Here is a 24,542-nt window from a genome sequence, read left to right as displayed (position 1 = left end):
CCTACCCGGTCATTTGTTTAATTCATATATATTTTTCGTTTCCTCTATCATTTTAGTTAACGAGAAATACATCATTGCTTTCTCTCGTGCTTTTAGTCTAATAGCAATTACCTTTTCTTCATTCCCTTGTAGTTCCTCAAGCGCACTCGCGAATTCATATTCGCAATATTCAGATATCAAAACACCTGATTCTCCATCTATTACTGCTTCATGTATTCCACCAACATCTATTGAAACTATTGGTGTCCCTGTAGCCATTGCTTCAATTACTACCATTGGAAACACTTCACGAAAAGATAATAAAAGTAAGGCATCCATATTCCCTATAAACTCATGCGGCTCAGAAATATTTCCTAGCATCTTTACACTCTGTTGCAATCCATATTTTTCTATTTCTTTCATAATCGGTTCTTTCTCTGGTCCATCACCAGCAATATAAAACATAAAATCATTTCTCTTTTTCAACACATTTGCAATTTTGACAAATAGTAGATGGTTTTTCTCTTTGGATAATCTAGCTAATATCCCTATTTTATATGTAGATTCTTTCTTTTTCTGCTGGAATAAAAACTTTTCAATATCGACACCGTTATAAATTGTATTTATTTTTTCTTCTGCTACATGAATTGAAATTAAATTATTCTTTTCAAACTCACTTACTGTAATAATATTGTTTACATATTTATTCATGAAATAACGAAAAAGCGTTGGCATTTTCTTTTCTAATATCGTTACATTATGTTTCGTATAAACAATTTTCATCTTTTTTTTAATAAACTTTTGAAGTAGCAAAGCATATAATACCATTCGCAAACTATTTGCATGAATAAGTTCTATCTTTCGTTTACAAATTTCGTTTCGTAAATAATAAATATTCCTCAAATGATTCCATCGACTAAGTAAGATGAAATTTTCTTTTCTAGTAAGAGATTCATATAGTTCTCCATCACCTGCAGCTGTATAAATCTTAAAATCCTCATAACGCAAATTACTTTCCAATTTACAGAAATAGCTCTCGGCTCCGCCAGTTATCAATTTATCTGTCATCAACAGTATATTCATAATTGCGTCTTCCCAACTACATTGATTTTATTTTTTTTATAAGCATGATAAGCATACTTGCTGAAATAGTAAAAAATTTGTACCGAATTCAGTCTTTCTTGTTCCCTTAACAATTTCCAATACCGGAAAGCTGCTCTAATTTTATTTCTAGAAACAGAATTTGTAACAATTCTATATTTTGCTAACACTTGCTGTATCCCTTTTGCTTCATACCCTTTATGTAATAAGTTCAGCCATAACGCTGTATCTTCCGGCTGTATACTAGGCATTTCTACATACGGAATTTTTTCACGATCAATCATCACTGTTAAACACCCGATAATTGTATTTCCTACTAAATAATGATAGTCAACAGATTTTGGTACACTCACTTCGCGATTTAGTTCATTACCATTTTCATCAATTAAACTATACGACGCATATGAAAAAGCAATATTCATTTCTTCCATAAATAACAATTGTGTCTTCAATTTATGCGGCAACCATATATCATCACTATCTAAAAAGGCAATATACCTTCCTCTTGCCTCTTGGATCGCTAAATTCCGAGCTTTAGCAGCACCAACATTTTCTTTTAATGATAATAATCTAATTCGTGAGTCTCCTTCTATTATCTCTTTAATTTTTTCCGCAGATTGGTCGGTTGAACCGTCATCAACGATAATCATTTCCCAGTTTTCATACGATTGATTCTGTACAGATAAAATTGTCTCACCTATAAATCGTATACTATTATAAGAAGGTGTTATTACAGAAACATAAGGCGGCTCGTTATGTGCTGATAGACATTTTACCATCTATCTTTCCCCTTCCTTCATATATTGAAATATACTTCACAACAACTGCTAAAAATAAAAAGAACGCTTCGTTAATAATGAGTGACAATGACATCATCTGAAATAAAAATGCAATCATAGTCAATAGAAGGTATGGTTTTTCACGAAACAAAGTATGCTGCGCTAGCTTGAATATTAATATGAATAAAAACGCGCTATATAGAAGAAAACCAATTGTACCCGATTCAGACAAAATTTCTAAAAATGTATTGTGTACATACAATTTTTCATTAAATTGATACTCATAATAATTCGAAAAGTTAAAAGCACCGATTCCGATATATGGATTGGATAAATAATATTTAAAAGCAGCTTCCCATAATGTAAATCTACCACTTCCATTATCATGGAAAAAATCAGAGATTCGTTTATTTAATATGTCATCTAATTGCCCCCCCATTACACTATTCGATAAACTAAAAATAACTACACTAAACAATACTAAACTCATAATTATTTTTATTTTTTTAGCGAAACTAGACATACATATATATACAAAAACGACAAGCACAAGCGCTAATATACCACCCCTTGAAAAGGTTAATAGACTCGTCGTAACACATAAAATTAACCCTAGGATGTTAGTGATATTTTGTAAATTAGTTATATAGTACATAAAAAATATTGTATTATAGAAAATAAAAATGTTAGGATCATCTAGCAATCCAATTAACCGTGGATATCCTCTATCAACTAATAAACCAGCAAAAATTTCTCTCTCTTCTCCACCGTATAAACTAAAGTATTGTAAACCGATTATATAGAGTATTAGACTTACAATATTAAATACTACTCCTACATAAGCAATAGATGATTCAAGTACCACTATTTCAGTATTCCCCAATAAATTCCTCATTATAAAATAGCATCCTAAAACGAGTAGCACGCCAAAAATCATACGAATACTAGCATTTAAATACATAGAAAGAATTCCACTTAAACAATAAATGAAATAAAACAGTAAAAATATAACTTCATGAAAATATAACTTTTGAATATGAAAGTTTTTAATTGTTAAACAAAAATATATGACTAAAAAAATCATATATATTTTCAATGAAAATCCAATATATAAATTGTATTTACTTAACATAACAAATAATATTAGAAGAATAATCCATCCCATCGATACTTTCATACTATTTTCCATAGGCTATATCCCCTGTTTCGTAATATAATCCTTTTTGCGTATTTTTCTTATAAAAGAAAGAAGAAGTTTTTTTAGCTCATAATCATATAGGAATATGGCAGCTACTACAATTAGTATATTAAGAACAAGCGCAATTAAATGATATGTATGCAATATATATTGCACTCCAATAAAGGTTACACCAAAATAAATTGTATACGGCATTACAATTTGGAATACAATTTTTTTCTTCACTACACTTACCGCTATATATCCCACTAAAGCGACAATTTCAAATAAAACCATAGCGTATGCCGCTCCTATCACTCCACCAAGACTACTAAAGCTATAAAGCATAACCCCACCTATCACCAATGCTACACACTGCACAACAGTTCTCTTATTTTGGCATCCACTCGTCGTTAAACCGTCAGCAATGGCAATATTTAAACTTTGTAGCACAATAAGAAATGATAATATTTGGAGTGGTTCTACTGCATTGCTCCATTCTTCATGAAAAAATATAGAAATAAAGTATGGTGCTAAATGATATAAACCAATCGTCATACATATTCCTACAATCGCCATTGATTTAATTTGAAGCAAATTTAATTTCGTATGCGCTTCTAAATTATTCTGGTTATAATGCTTAAAGAGCACTGGAAAAAATGCACCTGCAATTACCCCTGGTACTTGATATAAAGCTGCCGGCATCCGGTACGCCACTGCAAAAACACCTACCATACTTAATGGCAATGTATAGTTAAGCAAGATAGGCGCTAATTGTGGCGTACTCATTATTAAAAAACCGCTAATAATAAAGGGAGTTAATTGCCAAAATAACGCTTTATGAATTACGACTTTCATATTCATTTTCGTCTTTCTTCTCATGATATATATACTGAATACACCACCGATCATATACCCAAAAGCATATAAGCGAGCTGTTACATACACCGGTAACTCTCCGAAAATACAAAAACATGTAATTATAATGACAACTGATGCTGATACAACTTTTATGAGCGCTATATACTTCATTCGTTCCGTCAGTTGAAAATAGGCAACCCCTATGTTTTGCCAAGTTAATCCTATTAACATGAAAAACATTACGTTTATCATCATATAAATTAAATTTTTATCCGCATACATATAATGAATAGCAATATAACCGATGATAGAAATAAAAATAAGTAGAATCATCCTTATTTTTATATACGATGATAAAATCTGCTCTAAATCTGCTCCATCCTTTGCCCCTTCTCGAAGAAACGTATTACTAAGTCCTAAGTCTGTAAAAAATAACATAACAAACGTCACTGCTATGGCAACACTAAACATCCCATAATGTTGTGTGTTAAAAAAGTTTGCTAAAACAATTAAACTGACGGCCTGAAGAAGGTTAGCTAAAATCGTACTATAAAATAGATGGATAATATTGTTTAGAATAGATCTACCCATACCAGTTCTCCTTTGCAAGTAACCTACTTACATATGTTGTTTGTTTACATATATATTTATCTTGCACCATTACCATTCAATACAATTAAAACGGTTTTACATAAAATACGGATGTCCATCCGAAATGTTTTCATTTCAATATACTCCATATCCAGCCTCAACTTTTCCTTTGGATCAAGATTATACCCTCCATTTATTTGTGCCCATCCTGTTAATCCTGGTTTTACTATTAAACGTTCCTTAAACTCTGGAATATACGCATCAAACTCATTATAAAAAAACTCTCTCTCTGGTCTAGGGCCTACAAAAGACATATCTCCTCTTAAAATATTTAAAAGTTGCGGTAATTCATCAATTCTCGTTTTTCTTATAAACAATCCAACTTTTGTAATTCTTTGATCATGTTCTTTTGCCCATTGTGGTCCGTTCATTTCAGCATCCTTTACCATCGACCTTAATTTAAATACATTAAACTTCTTCCCGTTTATACCTAAACGTTCTTGAAAGTAAAATGGAGCACCTGATGTTTCTAAAGTAATCATAATACAAAAGAACAACATAATTGGTATTGTTAATAGTAACAATATGATTGAAAATATAATATCAAACAAGCGTTTTACACTTCGATTCAATATACTAGGCTTTTCTTGAGCCGGAATCGTATACAACTTGGCTTGATTTGTTTCACGAATCATGGATCGTTACCCCCACATTCAAGAATATAAAATTATACCTATTAATTCACATTCTTTCCTCTTTATATCCGCTATTACTTTTTGCACTGTACGTAGTGAATCTTTTCGCTTTTTAACTGCTAAGACCACTCCATCGCATTTCCCTGCAATAATGTGCGTAGCAGGAAGATCAAATACTTCAGAAGAATAAAAGAAAATGTAATCAAAATCTTCTTTCCACTTAGCAATCGCATTATCAAATTCATCCATAGCAACTAAGGGGGTCCCTGTGTGTACTGTTTTTTTTGCAGGAATACAATATAAGTATTTAGACAAATTACTAGAAAAAGATTCATAATTGCAGGGGGAAGAGCTTATTATATCGTTTACTGTTATCATGTGATCACTTTGTAATAATACATGTAATTTAGGATCAGAAAAATTCACATCAATAAGTAACACCTTTTTCTTCATTTCCGCAAACACTAGACCCATATTTACTATAAGCGAGGCAACAACCCCTCTGTCCTTCGTTGAACTAACTGTGAACAGTTGTTTTCCAGATTTTTTTAGCTCGTGATACACCGTATAAAACTGTTCTTTCATCAGATCATCATGCAGATCGAATGGCAGCTGTTTCTTTGTCCTAAACATCAACATGTTCACCTCGATATATAGATGATTGTTTATCAACCTCTGTAGGTTTCTTTTTTCTATTCGGTTTCATATTTATGTGACCAATAACAGAGACTGTTGTTATTTTCTCTAAATCTTGTTCCGTGTATATACGTTCATCAAAATAATCTCGAAATACAGCTAAACCTACCCCAACAAAAAAACTAACAATTAAAGAAATAGGAATGATTAGTTGAAATTTTGGAAACAATTTTTCAGCCTGTTCCTGTAACTCAGGATCCGTCAACACTTTCACACCTTGTACATTTGTGTACTGTTGAAAACTTTGTTGTGATTGCTCTGCCAATGTCTTTACAATGTCTTTCACGACTTTCGGATTGGAATTTTTTACTGTAACAGTTACAATTTGTGAGTTATCCGTATTCACAACCGAGATTTTTTGTGCTAATTCATGACTTGATTGCTCTAATTTCAAAGTTTTTTTGACTGTTGAAATAATTAATGGGCTTTTTAAAATATCAACATACGATGTTACTAGTTGCTTATTTTCTTGTGTTTTATTTGTTGAATTTTCCTTATTAAACTCATCTAAATTCCCAACAAGAATTTGCGTTGAATATTGATATGACGGCTTTAGAACATACATTGAGATAAGAACTAAAGAAGCGGTTAAACAACACATCGTTAAAATAATCGTTACGAATCTTCTTTTCAATAATTGTTGAAAATCTTTTATACTCATTTCTTGCTTCAATTATTTCACCGCCCTTTTCTGAATAACATCCTGCAAGTCACTCTTTACAGATAACTCTCTCTTCTTTCTGTCCACTTGTTTTGTTACATAGTTTCCGACTCTGAATGCAAACTTTTCTACATATACATACGAAAGTATTGCAAGTATAAACGAAAAAACAAGTGAAAAAATTAAAATAATAGGCAATGGTAATATTTCATGGAGCATGTATATAAGGGAGAACAACGATATAATATGGTATAAATAAAGACTGTAAGAAATCTTCCCCAAATATAACAAGTATTTATTACGTAGCAAGGACGACAAAGTTGATATTGACAAACTTAATATGACAAATAGACTTGCACTTATCGCCACTACGTAGTCTCGAAATATAAAATTATTGAGCACTTTAATTTCTCCAATAAGTCCTTCATACATAAAAAGTAAAATCGCAAATAAAAACCATGCAATTTTCGTGTTTTTAGTACAATTACTATAAAAAACTATTAAATTGTTTTTATACTTCGCAACTAGTGCTCCTAGTAAAAACAGCACCGTGTAATGCACTGTTAATGCATAGCTTGTCAATGTTAAGCCCGAACGAAACAAAAATAATATTACAACAGAACATATACTTAAACTAAACAATAATAGTAATGAACACCTCAACGTTTTTCGTAAACAAATCATCAAAATTAACGGAAAAATTATTGATATTCGCATTTCATGGACAAGTGACCAAATCACACCGTTATATGCATCTGTATTGTATTTCCCAACCAATAAAATATGTTGCGCTATTAAGCTTGAAGAGCTTTCAATCGTCCATGAGCGATTAAACCATTCACTTAAATAAGAAATACCATATTCACTAATTGTAGCCTGGCATATAATAGCTATAATTAGTGCTACAATATAGGGAATATATATTCTGCATATACGTTTTAAAAGGTATGCCCCATAACTACTATAGTTTTTTTGAATAGATTCGTACAAAACAAATCCGCTCAAAACAAAAAAGATAATAACAGATTCGTTACCACTACTAAAAATAAGACGAGCAGGCGTTTCTTTTAATAGGTACACAACAAATGGTTTATTATCTCCATAACTGTAATTTTGAAATGCTAAAAAAATCATTAAATGATGACCGATCATTACTATTAATGAAGAAATCCCTCTTATAGAATCCAATTCCTCGTATCTCTTCATCTTTTTACATCAACTCCTAATGAAATGATAATAATCATTTCAAAGCGACATCTTTATTCATATTCCTCTCCTTTCTTTTCATTCCAATTTTTCATATTAAAATGATTTTATAGTATAAATTTGAGTGTATTGTAACATTTTTTGTAATATTATGAATAGCGAATCCTAAAAATTGGTATATACCAATTTCAACCTCGAAAAATGAGTAATATTGATAGAAAAACACTATAAAAATATCTTGCATATTTACAAAATTAAAGAGCTGAATAGCGTTTTTTCAATATAAAATAAAAAAGATAGCCTACATAGGCTATCTTTTTTATTTTATTTAATTACTGGCACCACTATATGCTACATGTCGTTTCTCAATTCTCTCTTCAATTTCTTTCATATTTTCTTTATTATTTAATAGTGATTGTTTATTTTCAATTAATAATTGTTTAAAAGATTTTCTCACTTTTTTTCTCATTTTCATTGTCCTCCTTGGGGGATGGTTTATATAAAAGATAAAGAATTATCTGTGTGTTCTTATAATAATTGATTGTTGTGAATTCTATTTGAACTTCATATGAAAATTCTATTTATTTTCTGACAACTTTGTGAACACGCAAAAAGAGACTATCTAAAACTATATTGCAATTAATTTACTTCATTATATTTTGTCGAAACATTTATATATTTAAAATTGAGTTCGACATAATTTTATTTACTATAATACTGTTTACAAAAACAAAAAGAAGGTGTTACCAAGTCAAAGTTCGACTTATGCAACATCCTTCTTTCCAAGCTATTTATAGCATATTTATTAATATTTCAGGTCTTCCCCAATTCATTTCTTCACAAACAAATCTAATTTTTTCTGCATCCATTGTGTGTAATCCTTCTTCTAGTGAACATGAAATTGGAACTTCACAGTGAATTTGGGCTAATTGTAACGAAATATTTAAGTTCTCTAAATCACTTTCAATCTTCGTACGCTGCGCTTTTGTTAATGATTCTACATTTTCTAGTACAGCGGATACTGTTCCGTGCTCTTGAATAAGCTTATACGCTGTTTTTTCACCGATACCTTTTACACCTGGATAATTATCACTTGTATCTCCCATGAAAGCTTTTGCATGGACGATTTGCCACGGCTCTACACCTTTTTCTTCCATGATTTTCTCCGGTGTGTAATATTCGTAATTTCCAATTCCTTTACGCAGAAGCATAACTGTAACGTTCTTATCAACAAGTTGAAGTAAATCTGTATCACCTGTTAAAATATAAACTTCAGCTTCATTGCAGTATTGTTTTGCAAGCGTACCGATACAATCATCCGCTTCGTAGCCTTTCATACCGATAACTGGAATGGATAATTTCGCAGTCATTTCTTGCACTAAATCGAATTGAGGAATTAATTCTTCTGGTGGCGCTGCACGATTTGCTTTATAATTCGAGAACGATTCTGTTCTAAATGTCGTACTTCCCATATCCCAGCATGTAACGATATGTGTTGGTTCGATCGCTTGCGTAGCTGTTAATAAGTGTTTCATATAACCATGAATCCCGTTCGTAGGGGTTCCATCTTGTCTTTTCATAAATTGTCCGTAGACACTTGTTGCGTAAAAAGCACGAAATAATAGTGCCATACCATCAACTAATAATACTTTTTTCATAATTCCTCTCCTATTAAAAAAATAATAACCTTACGTTATCACGTAAGGTTATATAAATAGATTACCATTCTACGTTTTTGCTCAACTTTGTCTATTATACATTGTTTTTGTATATTTAGCATCATTAACACATTAAGACGTTCTACTACAACAAGTATGCAATATGCCTGAATACGTATTTTTCCCAGTAGAAACAACGACAGCTTTTGCATTTCCACTAACGATATACGAACCTTTAAAACATACATTTTCAAGCTCAAGTGGATTATAATCTTTCATCCGTTTTAATGGAATAAATCGTTTACGTTCAAGGTGATAGCAGCTCTCAAACTTCTCTATATTCGCTTCGTTTCCCGTTAACACAGACTCATTCACTAATAAGTCATCTGCATAAATAATACGTACATCAGCTGGCACAGCATCTCCAGCCGAAAGAAAAATCATATCTCCAGGTACAAGTTCTCGCACTGGTATCTCCATCATTTTCAGTTCACTATTTAGCCCTGTACTACTAGAACATTCTACTCTAGATACAGTAATCGTTTCACGTTGTAATTCATCACACACACGTTGTTTTGAAAAACCTGGAATCATGCCACCAAGCTTCATCATGACTTCTGTAAGAAGTGCTCTTTTGGAAGTTAGTTCATTTCGGCCATATACTTGAATACGTTTTTGTGCCTCTTTCATTGATAGTCCGTCTCTTGTTGTTTTAAAATATGCAAATACAGATTTGACATCTCTTGTTGCAATTTCAATTAATAAATCTTTATTTTTTTGGAGCATTGTTTGTTCTTTTATTGATTTTTTACTTAGTTTATATGACGTGTTACCCACAGTTTTGTTTGCATATAACATATTATCGTCTCCTCCTTTACAACATAGGAAGAAACGCTTTGTTTCTCAATTTATCCACTTTACTGTGAAAGTGTCTCGCGCTTTATAAACGCTACATCGTGATAAATATAGAGGGAGGAACAAATCGTTTCCTGCCTACATCATATATTTTTGATTTGAAGTATATGGGTAACGGAACCGAGTCAGAATTTGACATGCTCCTCACCTCCTCGTTTAATTTTATAGTTTATACTATGAAATTACTCATAGCTTGGTAACAAAAAAGACCCCTACCCTTAAGAGAGTAGCGGCCATTACATACACAAATAAACGATTTCTAATATGATTAGAAATCTACGGACCTCTCCCTCACCGAGTTTTAGCACTGTATAGCATAGGTACATTACCAGCTACGTTAAGAAAAACCTTAATTCGATCATTCCTGTTGACCCATTGGCGTCTCTCGACATTTTTGGGCAGTAGCATTTCTCTATACAGGAGCCTCACCTAACAGAGACTTATTTTCATTACATTGAAAATGTTACTCTTATTTAAAATAGATGTCAACCGTAGCCTACAATTTTTTCAAAAGGTATGGCAAACTAACATATATAAAGTGAAACTTTAATCAGTGGGGGGGTGTTTATCCCCACTGTTTATTAGCCCTCACCAATCGGGCTGTCCTGTAAATAGCGGGATAAAATAAAAAACTTTACGTTTAAACGTAAAGTTTTTAATAAGTTATACAACCAGCAATTACAATCCCAATTGAAAGCGATAAAAACATAAGAAAAAGACCGACTGCTTGATTATCTTCTTCGAGACTTTTGTTTATATTAAAGCGTGGTGTAAGCCACTCAGCTAAATAAAAGACAATAATTTGAGCCAAAATCCCAACTGCCCCCCACGAAATCATATCAAGAAGTGAAATTGAATTAGCTGCTGTCGAATATAAAACAATAGCTAACCCAAGTAATCGTCCTCCAAGCACATAGCTTACCGCCTTATTCCCTTGAGCCATTAACTTAAATTCCTTAACTTTCGTTGTCACTTCCATCAAGAACAGACCAATACATAAAAGTCCGAGTGTTACTGCTAAATATAATAAAAAATTAATCATTTTTCCTCCTCCTTTTTATACCTACCGGTAAATAGTACGATTCATTTCCTGTAATCTTTTCTCCCGCGCGAATACCGATACTACTCGCTTTTCCAGCAATTAAAAAAGAACCAAACACATACGACAGTTTCTCCATCCCTTTTTCTGTTTCCAAGAATACGACTGGAAGTTCTGTATACTTTTGAAATATTGGCAGTGACGTTTTATATGTTTGATGTGCATTTTGAAGCATAATATTTTCATCCTTATCGCGAATCGTAATTGTATCTCCTTCTCTACCAAATGAAGGTTTTTGAACGAAAGAACCTTTTCCTAAAAATAAATCTGGTTCTAAATATGTAGGTAACATATATTCTTTAATCCACTGTTGTTCCTCGTTTGTATAAAAGGCCTCTTCTTCTGCTAACCCCCAAATAAGACACTGAATTGATTTTGGCTGAAGTAAAAATGCTGACAAAGGATTTATTATAAAAAGCTTTCCGGCTTTTACAAGTTGCAGCAGTTCCACACCTACCAAATCTCCTGTTTCAGAATCTTGATCCTCAATTAAATCTTCTATCGGATATGTTTGGCGATATAAAACGTCAATCTTCGCCCCATCTTTATCGATTAGAGCATCTTTTGTAATTCTAAGTTCTGACATTGGCACTACTTTATTTTCAACATGGCATAACTGACTCAAATACATAGTCGTATTCCAATCCTCAATATGTTCATGATGTGCTGTAAAAACAACATTTGGATTGTCTAATCCCTTTGTCGCTTCCATTACAGCTTTCGTAACACCAGAAGATAGTAATCGTTCTTGATCCGAGTTTGGATCATCATAACCTAGATTTTCACATACTTTCCCATTCATTTGAAAACATTCCACAATAAAAGTTGGTGTATCACTATTAAACTCAAGCATTTTGATTTGGTTATCCTCTGTTACAGCAAAATCAAATCGCGAAATTACAGATTCAGGATAAAGCCCTTTCATTCTAATGAAAGATAAGCTCACAGGAGGAAAACCAAGCTCAAGAAGCTGTTCGTCACTTAAATTACGCAAAAGTCTAGCAGTCTTAAAAAATATTTTTCCCATTCGTTCAGTCGCCAATCGTAATTGTTCCAAAGTCTGATTTGTTATAGAAAAAACATGAAACAAACTATACTCACATTCATATAAATCCGACCAAAAATTTGGATATTTCAAATAAAACTCTTTTCGATCCCTTATGTATTGCGACATATTTTAGCCCCCAAATCCTCCCTTTGAACCGCTCCCAATTCCACCTTTAAATTCAGCAGACGATTGATACGATTTAAACGCCGATGAATTTTTAAAAGAGGATTTATTTTGATAGTATCGCCCACCATAGAAATAATGCCCACGATAACCTGAACTACTATCATCACACTGCCATACCCCAAGTTCATCATCCCAATCCCAATCAGAACAACTATTATCATTCGGTTTTGGGGGAAGATCTTGTGCGCAACCAAATAAAGTGCCAGTCATTAAAGACGTTACGACACCACCTACTAGCCATTTCGTTTTTGTCACTTTCGCACTCCCCTTTTTAATTTCTATTCCTATTATATAGGATAGCATGATAAAGTAGAAGAAAAAGGAAGAAGAGGGATAAAATGCGCTTAGAATATCGACTTAATGATGAAACGAAAGGGTATCCTGCTTTATGGAACTACGCCAATATTTCTAATTCTGAAATTATCGCACGCATGACTTGTGAATATTTTATTAAAGAGAAAAATACTTATGTTGTTACTGCAACTTCGGTTGATCCAGACGGAACAGCAGTTATTTATATTCAAAAAGAAGTTTTCGCCAATGACCCTTCAGACCCTACATACTCCCACATCGGATTTGAAATTAGAGAACTAAGTGAAACGAGTTCAAACATAGTAGATAGTCAAGATGTATGGAACTATGAAGAAATTTTACCATCTCTTCATTCAGATATTATATATATTCAACGAGACGGCATGTCTATGGAATTCTCCTTGGATTCTAGAGAGATTGATGAAGACAGAAAGTGCTACATTTATTACGGAAACTTCACAGGTGAATCAAGATAATATTGATATATCTATACAACAAAAAAACCTTACGTATAAAACGTAAGGTTTTTATATAGCCCCACATATGCCGTTCTCTCTAGATGTCCATAAACCTGCTCTCACAGGTGGATGCTCTCACAAATGTTTGTAACTTCCTTCTTAAAAAGATGGCATGTTAGCTACATTTAAATATTGAACTTCCATATTAAACTTATTGGTTTAAGACATGCATAAGCTACGTACACCGTAGGAATTAGATATAAGGTTAGTTGAAATAAGACCCCCGCACGTGCCGCTCCTCGTAAATGTCCAAAAACCCGCTACTCGCAGGTGGATGCCCTCACAGTTACCGTACATCTTCCTCCACAAGGAAGGCTTGATGATGGTCGCTAAATATTGAGCTTCCGTATAACTAACATCGGTTTTAGACATAAATAAGTTACGCACACCGCAGGATGTATTATTTACTTGTCGTTATATTATCACATTGTTTCTAATGTGTAAAATACAAAGTTTTTCGAGCAATCTCTTGCTTGTGACCTTATTTTAATACAAATTATTTTTGCATGCAAGTGATTAATCTTCTTCTTTTGCAATTTGATTTTCTGGATAAGAAATCCAATCACTCCAGCTACCTACATACAATTTAACATTTTGGAATCCAGCCAATTTTAACGCAATGATATTTGGACATGCCGTAACACCAGAACCACAATATACAATGGTTTCCTTATCTTTCGACAGATTTTGGAATCGTTCTTGTTGCTCAGCTTCATTCTTAAATTGTCCTGATTGTAACATTCCATCCTTCCAAAAATAGTTTGCTGCTGTCGGAATATGACCTGCTTTATGATCGACAAGTTCCTCTACACCAGCATAACGTTTTGGCTCTCTTGAATCAATTAATGTAACATCTGCACCTGCCTGGATATTCTCTCTTACTGTTTCCATCGATACAAGCATATGATCTTGTATGTTTGTTTTGAATGTTCTTCGTATAACAACAGGAATTTCCGTTGTTGTCGGTAGTCCATTCTCTTTCCAAGCCGGGAAACCACCATCTAATATATATACTTTCTCATGTCCTACATAGTTACATAACCACCATAAACGAGCAGCATTTGCACCGGCTTGACTATCATACGCAATTACTGTCGTATGTTCATCAATACCAGCCTCCGAAAGCTTGTCTGCAAACTCCTCAATATTTGGTAAAGGATGGCGGCCACCATGTTCTGCTATAGGACTTGATAAATCTAAATTCAAATCAAAATATAACGCATGAGGAATATGTCCTTCTTCATACTTTTCTCTACCCCAATTAGGATTCGCTAAATCAAAACGACAATCGATTATACGGACATTCTCATCTTCTATATGCTCACGTAACCATTCGACTGTAACTATCATCTTTAACGACCTTCTTTCTCTTTCAAACGACTTACATACTCCATAACCATTTCTTCTGTAACATATTTACGCTCTAGTGTAACACCATTTTTTGCAAGATCATTAATTTGCTTCGTTACAACATTAATGACATCAACCGAAAATTCTTTCCCATTTGACGCAAGAGATACAGCAGCTTCAATAGCTGCTTCACGCTGTGCATCTAATTGTAAACATGCTTTTACACTTTCATTTTGTTTACGAGAATGTGCTGTAATTGCTTTATGTACTTCCATCTTCTCTTCCCCCTAAATAGTTATACGTTTTTATTCAATTCCATTGCAAGCCGGATCATATCACGACATACAATCCCATTTTCAATAATCTCTTCTTCATAATGCTTCGAAAAGTAATCAAAATCAATAGAAAAAATACGAAATCCACATTTTTGATATAAAGCAAGTTGTGAAACACTAGAATTGCCTGTACCAACTTCAAGTTTTGACATACCATATCCTTTAGCAGTTTCTACAGCATGCCTTAATAGCTTCTTCCCAATCCCTTTTCCTTGTAAATGCTCTGCAACCGCAATATTCATGATTTCCATCGTCTTTGGCCTTGTTTCCAAAAGAACATATACACCGATAACGCTCCCCCCCTGCTTAGCTACATATGTTAATCCTCTTTGTACATATGTAGCTATTTGCCGTTCACTTGGATCAGCAAGTAGCAATAAAGACTTCGGTATAGCCTCTTTTGGAATACGTTCTATTACAACAGACATAAAAAATTCCCCCTTCTCTATTGTTCTAAACCCTCCTTGTCTACCATAAGTAATAGAAAGGAGGGATTCACCATGGACAACAATGAGAAAAAATGCAACGTCATCTCTATTGATGGAAAGAAGAAGAAAAGCGACACGTATTCCTATCCAAAATTAGTAGTTGAAAACAAAACATATGAATTTTCTTCATTCGTCTTATGCGGTGAAACACCAGATGGCAGACGACTCGTTCTTACTCATATGATTTCTACCGATGAATTTGCTGGATTTGTAAAATCTTTAGATACTGTACTGCAAAAGAAAATTGAACGAATCTTTTTCTCATAACGACTATATAACATAAATTTCTTTTTCAATCTCTACTAACTGCTTTTGCAATTGTTCTTTACTTTGCTCATATAGAGATACATCGATCGTTTCAGCCAATGCAAACAATATACTTTCATAATAGTTCATCACATCTTGCTGCATCACTTTTTGGAATAAGTTCCACTTCATATCCCACTCTTGCTTATAATGATGAACAAATAAATCTTTTTCATCAGCTACATAGTTTGATACGAGCGGTTCTAATACAGATTTAGCGTCTTCTTGCATAAAAGCTTTGTCATTCTTTTCAAAAAAGCTTTTCTCATTTTTAAAATGTGCCAGTGCTTTTTTGAAATCTTTTATTTCAACTGAAGGGAACGGTTCTTTATGTGTAATATCTTTATATTCATACTCCACTGTTCCATTCATAGAAATTGATTCATTTTCCACTTTACAGTTCACTACAATTTCGTCCTTTGCACGCTTCATCGCTTCGTCTATCCATTTTTCAAGGCGTAATGATGTCGCACGCATTTCTTGCAATAAATCATGCTGAATAAATGCTACTAATTCCATAACACACTGTTGCAATTGTGTTTTCACATTTCCATCCGTTCGAAGTGAAGCCGGATTAATAAATTCAGTAAACACATCGTTATAGCGTAGGAATAGGCGCTGTTGCACGTAATAAAGCAACTCTTTCACTTCATTTTGCATCGCCTGTTCTTCAGCAAGTACACTATATGATGAAATGATATGAAGTAGTTGATCACGCTCTGCTTCATATTTTTTCGTTTGCTTCTCTTTCTCTTCATTCCCCTGCTTTGCACCCTTTATCATGTTTACTAAAAGCTGATCTGCCCCTTGCAAAGCACCGTATAGAGCATGCACAGAAACAAGCATTAAATCTCTCATCATAAAGGACGTAAATGATTCCTCAAACTTAGTAATCCCAGAGTTTTGTAAAATACCATACTTCTCTTTTTCAACATTCTTTCCTTGTTTCTCTTCAAGCGCACATAAACTTGAAATTGCAAATAAACGCGGATTTCTAATACCGTATTGCAGTAGCTGATCTGCGATATAACCTTTTACCATTTCAAGTTCTTCTTCAGACTCTGCTAAATCCGCCGCATTAATTAAGAAGAACATTTTATCAAGGGCAAAAGTATCCTTTACACGACCAAGTTGAATTAAAAATTCACGGTCAGCACGAGAGAATACATGGTTATAATATGTAACAAATAAAATAGCATCTGCGTTTTTAATATACTGGAATGCAACATCCGTATGGCGAGCATTAATAGAATCCGCTCCAGGTGTGTCTACAAGCGCTACTCCCTGCCTTGTTAAAGCACAATCATAATAAAGTTCCATATACTCAACGAAGCATGATTTCTCTTCATTCGCTACATAATCAGAGAACTCTTCTAATGTAACTTGTACTTGTTCTCCTAAATAAGTAGAAACTGCATCATACCCTTTTTGTACCGCTCGTAAAAAGCTAAATGTTGTTTTTTGCTTCCCAGTTGGTGAAGGATATTTCATAACTTTATCAATTTGTGCTAACGCTTCATCTAACGTAGCAATCTCATAATGAAACAGCTTATAAACAGCTTTCATATCTTCTAATAACGCTTGCTTTGATTTAAACTGAACAATTACTGTTCCATGTGGTTTTTCCTCTGTAACCGGCAAAATTTGATTAATCGTTGCCGTCGTCGGGTTTGGTGATACAGGAAGTACTTTGTCACCGAGTAAGGCATTGGCAAATGATGATTTCCCAGCACTAAATGCCCCGAATAACGCTACTGTAAATTGTTTTGTTTCCACACGTCTTCTTTTCTCTATTACCTCTTGCTGTACATGTTTCAACGCTGGTAATGGCTCTAATATCGTTTCGGCTTTTTTCACTTTCTCTAATATACGTTGAATATTTAAAGCTGCCGTTCCTTTTAGCTCTTCCTCATGAACCGCTACGTTATCGTTTACGATTTCCTGTTCTTGTAGTGTAAATTTCTCACTAACAATTTGTGTCTCCCTTTGCAATATCTCATCTATTTGCAACCCTTCAGGCGTAGCAACATGATCGTGCCAAACATTTCGTAAATAGTCTTCATATGCCTCCAAATTGTTACTGTATTGTAATTGTGTTTCTTTCGCCGTTTGCAACATCGTATATGTTTCAATCTCTTCTTCAATACGAGCAACTGCTTCCCTCACCTTTTGCTTCAAAACGACCGCACTTTTATCAAAAATTTGCTGTACTTTTATAAAATAACGTTTCTTCAGTTCATTCGCTACATCCGCTGTATAAAGAAGTAAGTAATCACCTGTGAAACCTGCACCTTGTTTAATTACTTCGGCCAACATTTCTGGTCCGAAAGCAATTTCTAACCCATATATGTCTTTCCCAATTTCCTCCGTGAACAATCCTTCTTCTTTTAAGAAGGCTACAATAAATTCCTTCACATGAAAATCAAGTTGCGTTTCAACAGTTTTTTGAAGGGCAGAATAAAACGCCTCTACACGTCTTTGTTTTTCTTGCTCCGTCTTTCCTTTCGAAAATAGCAAACCGACCTTAAATTTTGTTAATTTCGTTTCTAAATATGCATTTGCCAATTCTCTCATTTCAAATGGCATTAAATAAGCATTATCTAATATAGCTTGTAAACCTTTTATAAATTCGTTTCTCACATGAGATTCTTTACTTGCCTCACGATTTTTCGCTTCCGTTAGCTCTTCCTTCTTTTCAACTACCTCTGAAATAGAAAGTGGTGATGCTAACTCTTCCTCATATTTCAAAAGAGCTTTTTCATTTTCAGAAACAATAAACGAGAAATGTTCCCCCATTAAATATTCTGTTTCTCGCTCCATTCCAGTCCTTACACACTGCTCTTTTTCCTTCATAATAGAAGTAATTAACGCTTCTAAGCTTCTAATTTCATTATGTGGATGGTTCATCATTCGTAATGACGTATAATAAACACCATCTACTTCAATATCCCAGTTAGAGAATGATTGTTTTACACTATCTTTATAATTCTCAAACGATAATTCATTTTCTTTATGTTTATCTATTTGATTTACAACGAGATAAACCGTTTTATTACGTTGTTTCAATTCTTTAACAAATTGTAAATTCACTTCCGATTGGACGTGATTATAATCCATCATATAAAAAATGACATCTGCCAGATGAAGTGTCGATTCTGTCGCTAATTGATGGGCATCATCTGTTGAATCGATCCCTGGTGTATCAACTAACATAACCCCTTCAGGAATTGGCGCGTCGTTTCGATAAATATGAACACCAATTACTTCATCGCCGTCTTTACAAATTTGTTTTAATTCTTCTGCTGAATATGCACCGTCATATTCGTACTGCTCTCCAGATTTAACCGTTACAACAACACGATCCATTCCTTTTTCAATTTTGACAACGTTAGCGCTTGTCGGAATTGGACTTGTCGGTAACAACTGCGCTTTATATAGATGATTCATCATCGTTGATTTCCCTGCAGAGAAGTGACCGCAGAACGCTATCATAAGCTGTTCTTGTTTATATTTTTGAATTACCTCAAACAACTTTAAACTATTCTCTGCATCGCCGTGTTTTTGCCACTCTTCATAAAAACAAACAAGTTTTTTCATACCGTTTGTCTGTACTATGTTTGTCATCCCCTTGTTCCCCTTTATCCAAGATGTATATACTTTTCCCCGCTATTTGCGAGCTCATAACCAGTGAGAGTTACACCTACCCAATGATTACAGTTTCACTTTACTATCATACTAAATTTTCAGCATATTCTCATTAAAAATAAAAAATCCCTTTCATTCTTTTTACAAATGAAAGGGATTTTATGTCATATCACTCATTTTGCTGTTCCTACTCCATTTAAAACATACTTCGCAATAACTGCATATACAGCGACTGTACCTGCTACTAATGCATATACCATACTTACGCACCAACCTTTTTTTGATAATGATTATCACTTTTGAATACAGTGTATCATTAAAGAGAATCATTATCAACACTTTTCATAAAGAAAGCTCCTTATAAGAAGGAGCTTTACCGCCTGTTTTGAAGAAGGTTAAAACTTGTTGTGCAATCTTATTATATCTCATCCTACATAACTTAACAGTTTAAAAAAATGGAAATATCCCCTATCCCCTCCATCTTACATTTTGTATAATAAAAGGGAATTACTTAACAAGGAGGAAAAAAATGACACAAAATCTCACACAAGGCGAGAGGATACACTCCATTGATATTATTAGAGGAATAGCTGTACTAGGTATTTTTCTTGTGAATTGGCCTGTTATCGCCGGGGTTGACTCACGTGATCTTTCAGGAATTTACGAAGGGATAGACAGCTACATTCGCCTATTTTACGATATGTTTATTCAAACGAAATTTTATACAATTTTTTCGTTTTTATTCGGATTAGGTTTTTATATTTTTATGAGTCGTGCTGAAGCGAAAACAGATCATCCGAAAATTTTATTTGTTCGCCGCTTACTTATTTTATTATTATTCGGTTTCTTACATTATGTTCTTTTATGGGACGGAGACATTTTACATACTTATGCGATTGCTGGATTTTTCTTATTTTTATTTTATAAGAGAGAACCTCGTACTATTTTAATATGGGCTATCGTTTTATTGAGTATTTTTCAGTTTTTCATGCTAATCGTAGGTATTATGATTGCATTCGTTCCAAAGGCAGAATTAGGATTCTCCTTACCTATCATGCCACTTGAAGACTGGGTGTCACAAATCCAAAATCGTTTCCATGCATTTTATGCTGATGGAATTGGACTCAACGTATTCATGCTCCCAGAAACAGTTGGGCTGTTTTTACTTGGTTTATACGCCGGCAAAAAGGATATTTTCCGCCGCGCGAAAGAGTTAGATCCAAAGCTTAAAAAATGGCAAATTATTATGTTCATTTTAACATTACCAATGTGGTTCTTCATGGTCCGTTACTTCTTATCAAAACCATTTTATGAACCAATTTATATGCAGGTCTTTACAATGTTTAGCGGAAAGACATTGTTCATCTTCTACATTGTCACGTTAATGCGTTTATTACAAAAAGAAAAATGGCAAACAGTATTACGTCCATTCCAATACGTTGGACGAATGGCATTAACAAATTACATCTCGCATACAATTGTTATATTGCTTGTATTCGGGCTATTATTTAAAAATGATTATCCTTCTCCATTATGGGTTGGACCAATATTCTGCATTAGTTTCTACACGTTACAAATCTTTATTAGCCGCTGGTGGCTTTCACATTACCAATACGGGCCACTTGAGTACATTTGGCGTCTTGGTACTTACGGGAAAATGATGCCACTTAAAAAGAAAAGCAAGGTCTCATAACGAGACCTTGCTTTTTTACGCTTCTCTTACTGCATTTTGCATAGATACTGGCTCTTCTTCTACTTTCACTTTGCGCTGCGGCACCATATTAAATACGATATTTAAAAGTACTGCTGACGCACTTCCAAGTACAATTCCGTTATCTGTTAAAATACGAATGCTTTCTGGAAGTTGTGAAAATAATGTAGGAACGACTGTTACGCCAAGCCCAATTCCAACAGAACATGCAACGATTAATAAGTTTTCTTGTTTACCAAAATCAACGCTACTTAACATTTTAATACCATATGCCATAACCATACCGAACATCGCTAACATCGCACCACCCAGTACTGATTTCGGAATAATTGTTGTAATAGCTGCGATTTTAGGAATGAAACCAAGAACGATTAACATACCACCACACGTGTAAATAATAACGCGATTTCTTACTCCAGTTAATTGAACAAGTCCTACGTTTTGAGAGTATGTTGTATATGGGAATGCGTTGAAAATGCCACCTAACACCATCGCTAATCCTTCTGCACGATAGCCTTTTGTTAATTCTTTTTCACCGATTTTTTTATTGCAAATATCAGATAATGCAAAGTATACACCCGTTGCTTCTACAATCCCTACACAAGCAACAAGAATCATCGTAATAATTGGTGTTAATTCAAAGGTTGGTGTACCAAAGTAAAATGGTTGAATACCGTGGAACCAATCAGCCTCTCCAACCGCTTGCAAACTTACTTTCCCCATAAACGCTGCAACGATAGTACCGAACAACAAACCTAATAGAATAGAAATGGAACGGATAAATCCATCAAAGAAACGATACATAACGATGATAAATAATAACACTCCAAATGCTAACGCTAAGTTTTCAAGACTTCCGAAATCTTTGCTTCCTACTCCACCAGCCATATCATTAATAGCAGCTGGAACAAGTGTAACTCCAATTACTGTAACTACAGATCCTGTTACAACAGGTGGAAACAGTTTTACAAGTTTTCCAAATAATTTCGCAAAAATAACAACAAATAACCCAGCAGCAATAATTGCTCCATAAATTGAAGACACACCGTATTGTTTTCCAATCGCAATCATCGGTCCAACCGCTGTAAATGTACAACCAAGTACAACGGGAAGTCCTATACCAAAAAAGCGATTTGATAATGCTTGTAAAATTGTCGCAACGCCGCACATTAATAAATCAATTGAGACTAAATATGTTAACTCTTTTTGATTTAAACCAAGTCCGCCGCCCACAATAAGCGGAACGATAATTGCTCCAGCATACATTGCAAGCATATGCTGCATACCAAGCGATGCAATTTTAAATGGATGCTGCTTCATCGTTTATTTCACCTCCGCAGTTTCTTGCTGTACAAATGTAACTGTGCCGTTATCAAATGATGCAATTTCTGCTAGTGATTCAACACGAACTCCTTGTTCACGAAGCTTCTTTCCTCCATCTTGAAATGCTTTTTCAATAACAATCCCAATTCCTGCAATACTGGCTCCTGCTTGCTCTACTAAACTCATTAACCCTAAAGCAGCCTGACCGTTTGCTAAAAAGTCATCGATAATTAAAACGCGATCACTTTCATCAATATGATTTCGAGATAATGAAATTTCATTCGTTTCTTGTTTCGTAAATGAATATACGTTTGCAACGTACATATTATCTTGTAACGTTAACGATTTACGTTTTCTTGCAAAAATTACTTTTACACCAAGCTCTAATGCAGCCATAACAGCTGGTGCAATGCCTGAAGATTCAATCGTCACGATCTTTGTAATGTTCTCTTCTTTAAAACGTTTAGCAAATTCTTTTCCGATTTCTTGCATAAGTACTGGGTCAATTTGATGGTTTAAAAAAGCATCTACCTTTAATACGTCACCAGATAAAACCTTTCCTTCGTTCAAAATCTTTTCTTGTAATACTTTCATGTTTGTTCCCCCTCTTATGCAATAAAAAAACTCCAAAAGCCGCCACCACTCGTTACAAGTGAGAGACGCGCTTTTGGAGTTTCGCAAAAAAGAATGCTAAACAAGCAAATATATTCGTCCTCACTCATAGTCAAAGTATTTACGGTACTTCGGTAGAAACTTGCAGGCCATATCCCCGCGATTATATGAATGTAGCTAACTATTTATTTTATAGATGGATTATAACGCACTTTTTATACTTTGAAAAGTATTTATTAACAAAACACGTACAAATTTTATCAAAATATCATTTTCGTTCGAGTTTTGTAAACTCTTACATATTATTTCAAAGCGCCGTTAAAACGATTGGCCCATCTTTTGTAATCGCAATTGTATGCTCATATTGCGCTGATAATTTCCCGTCCATCGTTCTTGCAGCCCATCCATTTAAATCTACTTTCGAATATCGCATACCTACATTTACAATTGGCTCAATTGTAATTACCATTCCTTCTTGCAGCTCAGGCCCTTGTCCTTGTTTCCCAAAATGAAAAATTGCTGGTTCTTCATGAATCTCTTTACCGATTCCATGTCCCGTAAAGTCTCTTGCGACAGAAAAACCTTCATTTGTTACATAATTTTCAATTGCATAGCCAATGTCTCCTACATGATTACCAATTACCGCCTGATCAATCCCTTTATACAAAGCATTCTCAGCTACTAACAACAACTTTTCTGCTTCATCAGAAACATTTCCAACTCTATACGTCCAAGCAGAATCTGAAAGACCACCATTTAAGTTTACTACCGTGTCAATTGTTACAATATCGCCCTCAGTTAAAGGTACATCCACCGGAAACCCATGGCACATTTCATCGTTTATAGATGCACATATCGCATATGGATACCCGTTATATCCTTTCTGCTGAGATATTGCACCATGCTTTTCTAAATATGCTTCAACAAACGTATTAATTTCTTTTGTCGTAATACCTGGTTTCATCATTTTTGCAATTTCCCTATGACATGAAGCAAGTAACTTCCCGGATTCGTGCATCAAATCTATTTCATTTTTCGTTTTAATTGTAACCATGCTTACCTCTACCTTCCTTGCTAAACTTACTATTTGCTACTAATACAAATCCTCTTCCAAAACTTCCAATTATAAAAGCTAACATCATTTCTTCTATTTTCCGAATGTAAATTTTTATTTAATTCGTTTTTACATATTACATCTAGTATTTTTTGTTGATGTTTACTTATAAACAAAGTATAGTAACACTATACTATTAAAAGGAGGATTGTTAAAGATGATGCATGCAGGAAGAC

Annotated in this window: 24 protein-coding genes, 2 other RNA genes and 2 riboswitches; of the genes, 3 read left to right on the top strand and 23 right to left on the bottom strand. The window is 34.0% G+C overall.

What is annotated here, in order from left to right:
- Positions 1-9: 9 nt before the first annotated feature.
- The 14 genes from BAQ53_RS07740 to BAQ53_RS07675 all read right to left on the bottom strand — a co-directional run bounded on the left by BAQ53_RS07740 (position 10) and on the right by BAQ53_RS07675 (position 12,907).
- The gene (locus BAQ53_RS07740; RefSeq protein ID WP_001023712.1) at positions 10-1,062 is read right to left on the bottom strand and encodes a glycosyltransferase family 4 protein; all 1,053 of its coding nucleotides are present in this window, start codon (positions 1,060-1,062) and stop codon (positions 10-12) included.
- The gene (locus tag BAQ53_RS07735; protein WP_000237679.1) at positions 1,059-1,859 is read right to left on the bottom strand and encodes a glycosyltransferase family 2 protein; all 801 of its coding nucleotides are present in this window, start codon (positions 1,857-1,859) and stop codon (positions 1,059-1,061) included. The genes BAQ53_RS07740 and BAQ53_RS07735 overlap by 4 nt, the downstream gene beginning before the upstream one ends.
- Positions 1,834-3,048, bottom strand: coding sequence for an O-antigen ligase family protein (locus tag BAQ53_RS07730; RefSeq protein WP_208906672.1), 1,215 nt, complete (start codon positions 3,046-3,048; stop codon positions 1,834-1,836). The genes BAQ53_RS07735 and BAQ53_RS07730 overlap by 26 nt, the downstream gene beginning before the upstream one ends.
- A 3-nt stretch (positions 3,049-3,051) precedes the next feature.
- A complete protein-coding gene (locus BAQ53_RS07725; RefSeq protein ID WP_000533737.1) occupies positions 3,052-4,488 on the bottom strand; it encodes an oligosaccharide flippase family protein in 1,437 nt (478 codons plus the stop codon).
- A gap of 56 nt (positions 4,489-4,544) precedes the next feature.
- Positions 4,545-5,183: a sugar transferase gene (locus tag BAQ53_RS07720; RefSeq protein WP_000617641.1), complete on the bottom strand. Its 639-nt coding sequence runs from the start codon at positions 5,181-5,183 to the stop codon at positions 4,545-4,547.
- An 18-nt stretch (positions 5,184-5,201) separates the two neighbouring features.
- A complete protein-coding gene (locus tag BAQ53_RS07715) occupies positions 5,202-5,822 on the bottom strand; it encodes a CpsD/CapB family tyrosine-protein kinase (protein WP_002163913.1) in 621 nt (206 codons plus the stop codon).
- On the bottom strand, positions 5,809-6,552 hold the full coding sequence (locus tag BAQ53_RS07710; protein WP_000807052.1) for a YveK family protein: 744 nt from the start codon (positions 6,550-6,552) through the stop codon (positions 5,809-5,811). Before BAQ53_RS07710 ends, BAQ53_RS07715 begins: the two co-directional genes overlap by 14 nt.
- Positions 6,553-7,746: an acyltransferase family protein gene (locus tag BAQ53_RS07705; RefSeq protein ID WP_000833038.1), complete on the bottom strand. Its 1,194-nt coding sequence runs from the start codon at positions 7,744-7,746 to the stop codon at positions 6,553-6,555. It lies immediately after the preceding gene.
- A 328-nt stretch (positions 7,747-8,074) separates the two neighbouring features.
- A complete protein-coding gene (locus BAQ53_RS07700) occupies positions 8,075-8,215 on the bottom strand; it encodes an FbpB family small basic protein (protein ID WP_001228048.1) in 141 nt (46 codons plus the stop codon).
- Between the two features lie 322 nt (positions 8,216-8,537).
- Positions 8,538-9,404 (bottom strand): 5'-3' exonuclease, encoded by an 867-nt coding sequence (locus BAQ53_RS07695; protein WP_000757070.1) that lies wholly within the window; start codon positions 9,402-9,404, stop codon positions 8,538-8,540.
- 132 nt (positions 9,405-9,536) lie between these two features.
- Complete coding sequence (locus BAQ53_RS07690) at positions 9,537-10,262, bottom strand: P-type ATPase actuator domain-containing protein (RefSeq protein WP_000964954.1); 726 nt, start codon at positions 10,260-10,262, stop codon at positions 9,537-9,539.
- Positions 10,263-10,597: 335 nt separating this feature from the next.
- A riboswitch (M-box (ykoK) riboswitch) is annotated at positions 10,598-10,763 on the bottom strand.
- Between the two features lie 211 nt (positions 10,764-10,974).
- A complete protein-coding gene (locus BAQ53_RS07685; protein WP_000606857.1) occupies positions 10,975-11,361 on the bottom strand; it encodes a DUF350 domain-containing protein in 387 nt (128 codons plus the stop codon).
- A complete protein-coding gene (locus tag BAQ53_RS07680; RefSeq protein WP_000084946.1) occupies positions 11,354-12,592 on the bottom strand; it encodes a glutathionylspermidine synthase family protein in 1,239 nt (412 codons plus the stop codon). Before BAQ53_RS07680 ends, BAQ53_RS07685 begins: the two co-directional genes overlap by 8 nt.
- A 3-nt stretch (positions 12,593-12,595) precedes the next feature.
- Positions 12,596-12,907, bottom strand: a complete 312-nt coding sequence (locus BAQ53_RS07675; protein WP_000169028.1) for a hypothetical protein — start codon at positions 12,905-12,907, stop codon at positions 12,596-12,598.
- An 83-nt stretch (positions 12,908-12,990) separates the two neighbouring features.
- On the opposite strand from BAQ53_RS07675, the gene BAQ53_RS07670 reads away from it, so the two are divergent.
- Entirely contained in the window at positions 12,991-13,440 is a 450-nt protein-coding gene (locus tag BAQ53_RS07670) for a hypothetical protein (RefSeq protein ID WP_001235519.1), read from the top strand.
- Between the two features lie 54 nt (positions 13,441-13,494).
- Here BAQ53_RS07670 and ssrS (BAQ53_RS07665) read toward each other — a convergent pair.
- The 5 genes from ssrS (BAQ53_RS07665) to BAQ53_RS07645 form a co-directional block, all read right to left on the bottom strand.
- A non-coding RNA gene (ssrS, locus tag BAQ53_RS07665) (6S RNA) lies at positions 13,495-13,678 on the bottom strand.
- A gap of 21 nt (positions 13,679-13,699) precedes the next feature.
- Positions 13,700-13,882, bottom strand: a non-coding RNA gene (gene ssrS / locus BAQ53_RS07660) — 6S RNA.
- Positions 13,883-13,998: 116 nt separating this feature from the next.
- Positions 13,999-14,832, bottom strand: a complete 834-nt coding sequence (locus BAQ53_RS07655; RefSeq protein ID WP_061883943.1) for a sulfurtransferase — start codon at positions 14,830-14,832, stop codon at positions 13,999-14,001.
- Positions 14,833-14,834: 2 nt separating this feature from the next.
- Positions 14,835-15,107: a YpbS family protein gene (locus tag BAQ53_RS07650; protein WP_000451815.1), complete on the bottom strand. Its 273-nt coding sequence runs from the start codon at positions 15,105-15,107 to the stop codon at positions 14,835-14,837.
- A gap of 20 nt (positions 15,108-15,127) precedes the next feature.
- On the bottom strand, positions 15,128-15,595 hold the full coding sequence (locus BAQ53_RS07645; protein ID WP_000117689.1) for a GNAT family N-acetyltransferase: 468 nt from the start codon (positions 15,593-15,595) through the stop codon (positions 15,128-15,130).
- Positions 15,596-15,667: 72 nt separating this feature from the next.
- On the opposite strand from BAQ53_RS07645, the gene BAQ53_RS07640 reads away from it, so the two are divergent.
- The gene (locus tag BAQ53_RS07640) at positions 15,668-15,922 is read left to right on the top strand and encodes a DUF3931 domain-containing protein (protein ID WP_000369740.1); all 255 of its coding nucleotides are present in this window, start codon (positions 15,668-15,670) and stop codon (positions 15,920-15,922) included.
- Between the two features lie 3 nt (positions 15,923-15,925).
- Here the strand turns inward: BAQ53_RS07640 and BAQ53_RS07635 are convergent, their stop codons facing one another.
- The gene (locus BAQ53_RS07635) at positions 15,926-19,585 is read right to left on the bottom strand and encodes a dynamin family protein (protein WP_208906671.1); all 3,660 of its coding nucleotides are present in this window, start codon (positions 19,583-19,585) and stop codon (positions 15,926-15,928) included.
- A gap of 550 nt (positions 19,586-20,135) precedes the next feature.
- Here BAQ53_RS07635 and BAQ53_RS07630 point away from each other — a divergent pair.
- Entirely contained in the window at positions 20,136-21,299 is a 1,164-nt protein-coding gene (locus tag BAQ53_RS07630) for a DUF418 domain-containing protein (protein WP_000193187.1), read from the top strand.
- 15 nt (positions 21,300-21,314) lie between these two features.
- On the opposite strand, the gene pbuX is transcribed toward BAQ53_RS07630, so the two are convergent.
- From pbuX to BAQ53_RS07615, 3 genes are all read right to left on the bottom strand, one after another.
- Positions 21,315-22,637, bottom strand: coding sequence for a xanthine permease PbuX (gene pbuX, locus BAQ53_RS07625; RefSeq protein ID WP_000809234.1), 1,323 nt, complete (start codon positions 22,635-22,637; stop codon positions 21,315-21,317).
- 3 nt (positions 22,638-22,640) lie between these two features.
- Positions 22,641-23,234, bottom strand: a complete 594-nt coding sequence (locus tag BAQ53_RS07620) for a xanthine phosphoribosyltransferase (RefSeq protein WP_000866486.1) — start codon at positions 23,232-23,234, stop codon at positions 22,641-22,643.
- A 107-nt stretch (positions 23,235-23,341) separates the two neighbouring features.
- Positions 23,342-23,443: riboswitch (purine riboswitch) on the bottom strand.
- A gap of 116 nt (positions 23,444-23,559) precedes the next feature.
- The gene (locus tag BAQ53_RS07615) at positions 23,560-24,306 is read right to left on the bottom strand and encodes a type I methionyl aminopeptidase (protein ID WP_000256351.1); all 747 of its coding nucleotides are present in this window, start codon (positions 24,304-24,306) and stop codon (positions 23,560-23,562) included.
- Between the last annotated feature and the right edge of the window lie 236 nt (positions 24,307-24,542).

It is taken from the genome of Bacillus sp. B25(2016b), assembly GCF_001679765.1.
GTDB lineage: Bacteria > Bacillota > Bacilli > Bacillales > Bacillaceae_G > Bacillus_A > Bacillus_A thuringiensis_K.
Note: the sequence above shows the minus strand (reverse complement) of the source record. Positions and strands in the feature narration are given on the sequence as shown.

Bases quoted from the DNA above. Each gene is read 5' to 3' on its own strand.
- BAQ53_RS07685 (WP_000606857.1), bottom strand. From the start codon at position 11,361: ATGATTAATTTTTTATTATATTTAGCAGTAACACTCGGACTTTTATGT.
- BAQ53_RS07640 (WP_000369740.1), top strand. From the start codon at position 15,668: ATGGACAACAATGAGAAAAAATGCAACGTCATCTCTATTGATGGAAAG.
- BAQ53_RS07635 (WP_208906671.1), bottom strand. From the start codon at position 19,585: ATGACAAACATAGTACAGACAAACGGTATGAAAAAACTTGTTTGTTTT.
- BAQ53_RS07730 (WP_208906672.1), bottom strand. From the start codon at position 3,048: ATGGAAAATAGTATGAAAGTATCGATGGGATGGATTATTCTTCTAATA.
- BAQ53_RS07630 (WP_000193187.1), top strand. From the start codon at position 20,136: ATGACACAAAATCTCACACAAGGCGAGAGGATACACTCCATTGATATT.
- BAQ53_RS07700 (WP_001228048.1), bottom strand. From the start codon at position 8,215: ATGAGAAAAAAAGTGAGAAAATCTTTTAAACAATTATTAATTGAAAAT.
- BAQ53_RS07705 (WP_000833038.1), bottom strand. From the start codon at position 7,746: ATGAAGAGATACGAGGAATTGGATTCTATAAGAGGGATTTCTTCATTA.
- pbuX (WP_000809234.1), bottom strand. From the start codon at position 22,637: ATGAAGCAGCATCCATTTAAAATTGCATCGCTTGGTATGCAGCATATG.
- BAQ53_RS07655 (WP_061883943.1), bottom strand. From the start codon at position 14,832: ATGATAGTTACAGTCGAATGGTTACGTGAGCATATAGAAGATGAGAAT.
- BAQ53_RS07740 (WP_001023712.1), bottom strand. From the start codon at position 1,062: ATGAATATACTGTTGATGACAGATAAATTGATAACTGGCGGAGCCGAG.
- BAQ53_RS07670 (WP_001235519.1), top strand. From the start codon at position 12,991: ATGCGCTTAGAATATCGACTTAATGATGAAACGAAAGGGTATCCTGCT.
- BAQ53_RS07615 (WP_000256351.1), bottom strand. From the start codon at position 24,306: ATGGTTACAATTAAAACGAAAAATGAAATAGATTTGATGCACGAATCC.
- BAQ53_RS07680 (WP_000084946.1), bottom strand. From the start codon at position 12,592: ATGTCGCAATACATAAGGGATCGAAAAGAGTTTTATTTGAAATATCCA.
- BAQ53_RS07725 (WP_000533737.1), bottom strand. From the start codon at position 4,488: ATGGGTAGATCTATTCTAAACAATATTATCCATCTATTTTATAGTACG.
- BAQ53_RS07735 (WP_000237679.1), bottom strand. From the start codon at position 1,859: ATGGTAAAATGTCTATCAGCACATAACGAGCCGCCTTATGTTTCTGTA.
- BAQ53_RS07690 (WP_000964954.1), bottom strand. From the start codon at position 10,262: ATGTTATATGCAAACAAAACTGTGGGTAACACGTCATATAAACTAAGT.
- BAQ53_RS07620 (WP_000866486.1), bottom strand. From the start codon at position 23,234: ATGAAAGTATTACAAGAAAAGATTTTGAACGAAGGAAAGGTTTTATCT.
- BAQ53_RS07695 (WP_000757070.1), bottom strand. From the start codon at position 9,404: ATGAAAAAAGTATTATTAGTTGATGGTATGGCACTATTATTTCGTGCT.
- BAQ53_RS07720 (WP_000617641.1), bottom strand. From the start codon at position 5,183: ATGATTCGTGAAACAAATCAAGCCAAGTTGTATACGATTCCGGCTCAA.
- BAQ53_RS07645 (WP_000117689.1), bottom strand. From the start codon at position 15,595: ATGTCTGTTGTAATAGAACGTATTCCAAAAGAGGCTATACCGAAGTCT.
- BAQ53_RS07650 (WP_000451815.1), bottom strand. From the start codon at position 15,107: ATGGAAGTACATAAAGCAATTACAGCACATTCTCGTAAACAAAATGAA.
- BAQ53_RS07715 (WP_002163913.1), bottom strand. From the start codon at position 5,822: ATGTTGATGTTTAGGACAAAGAAACAGCTGCCATTCGATCTGCATGAT.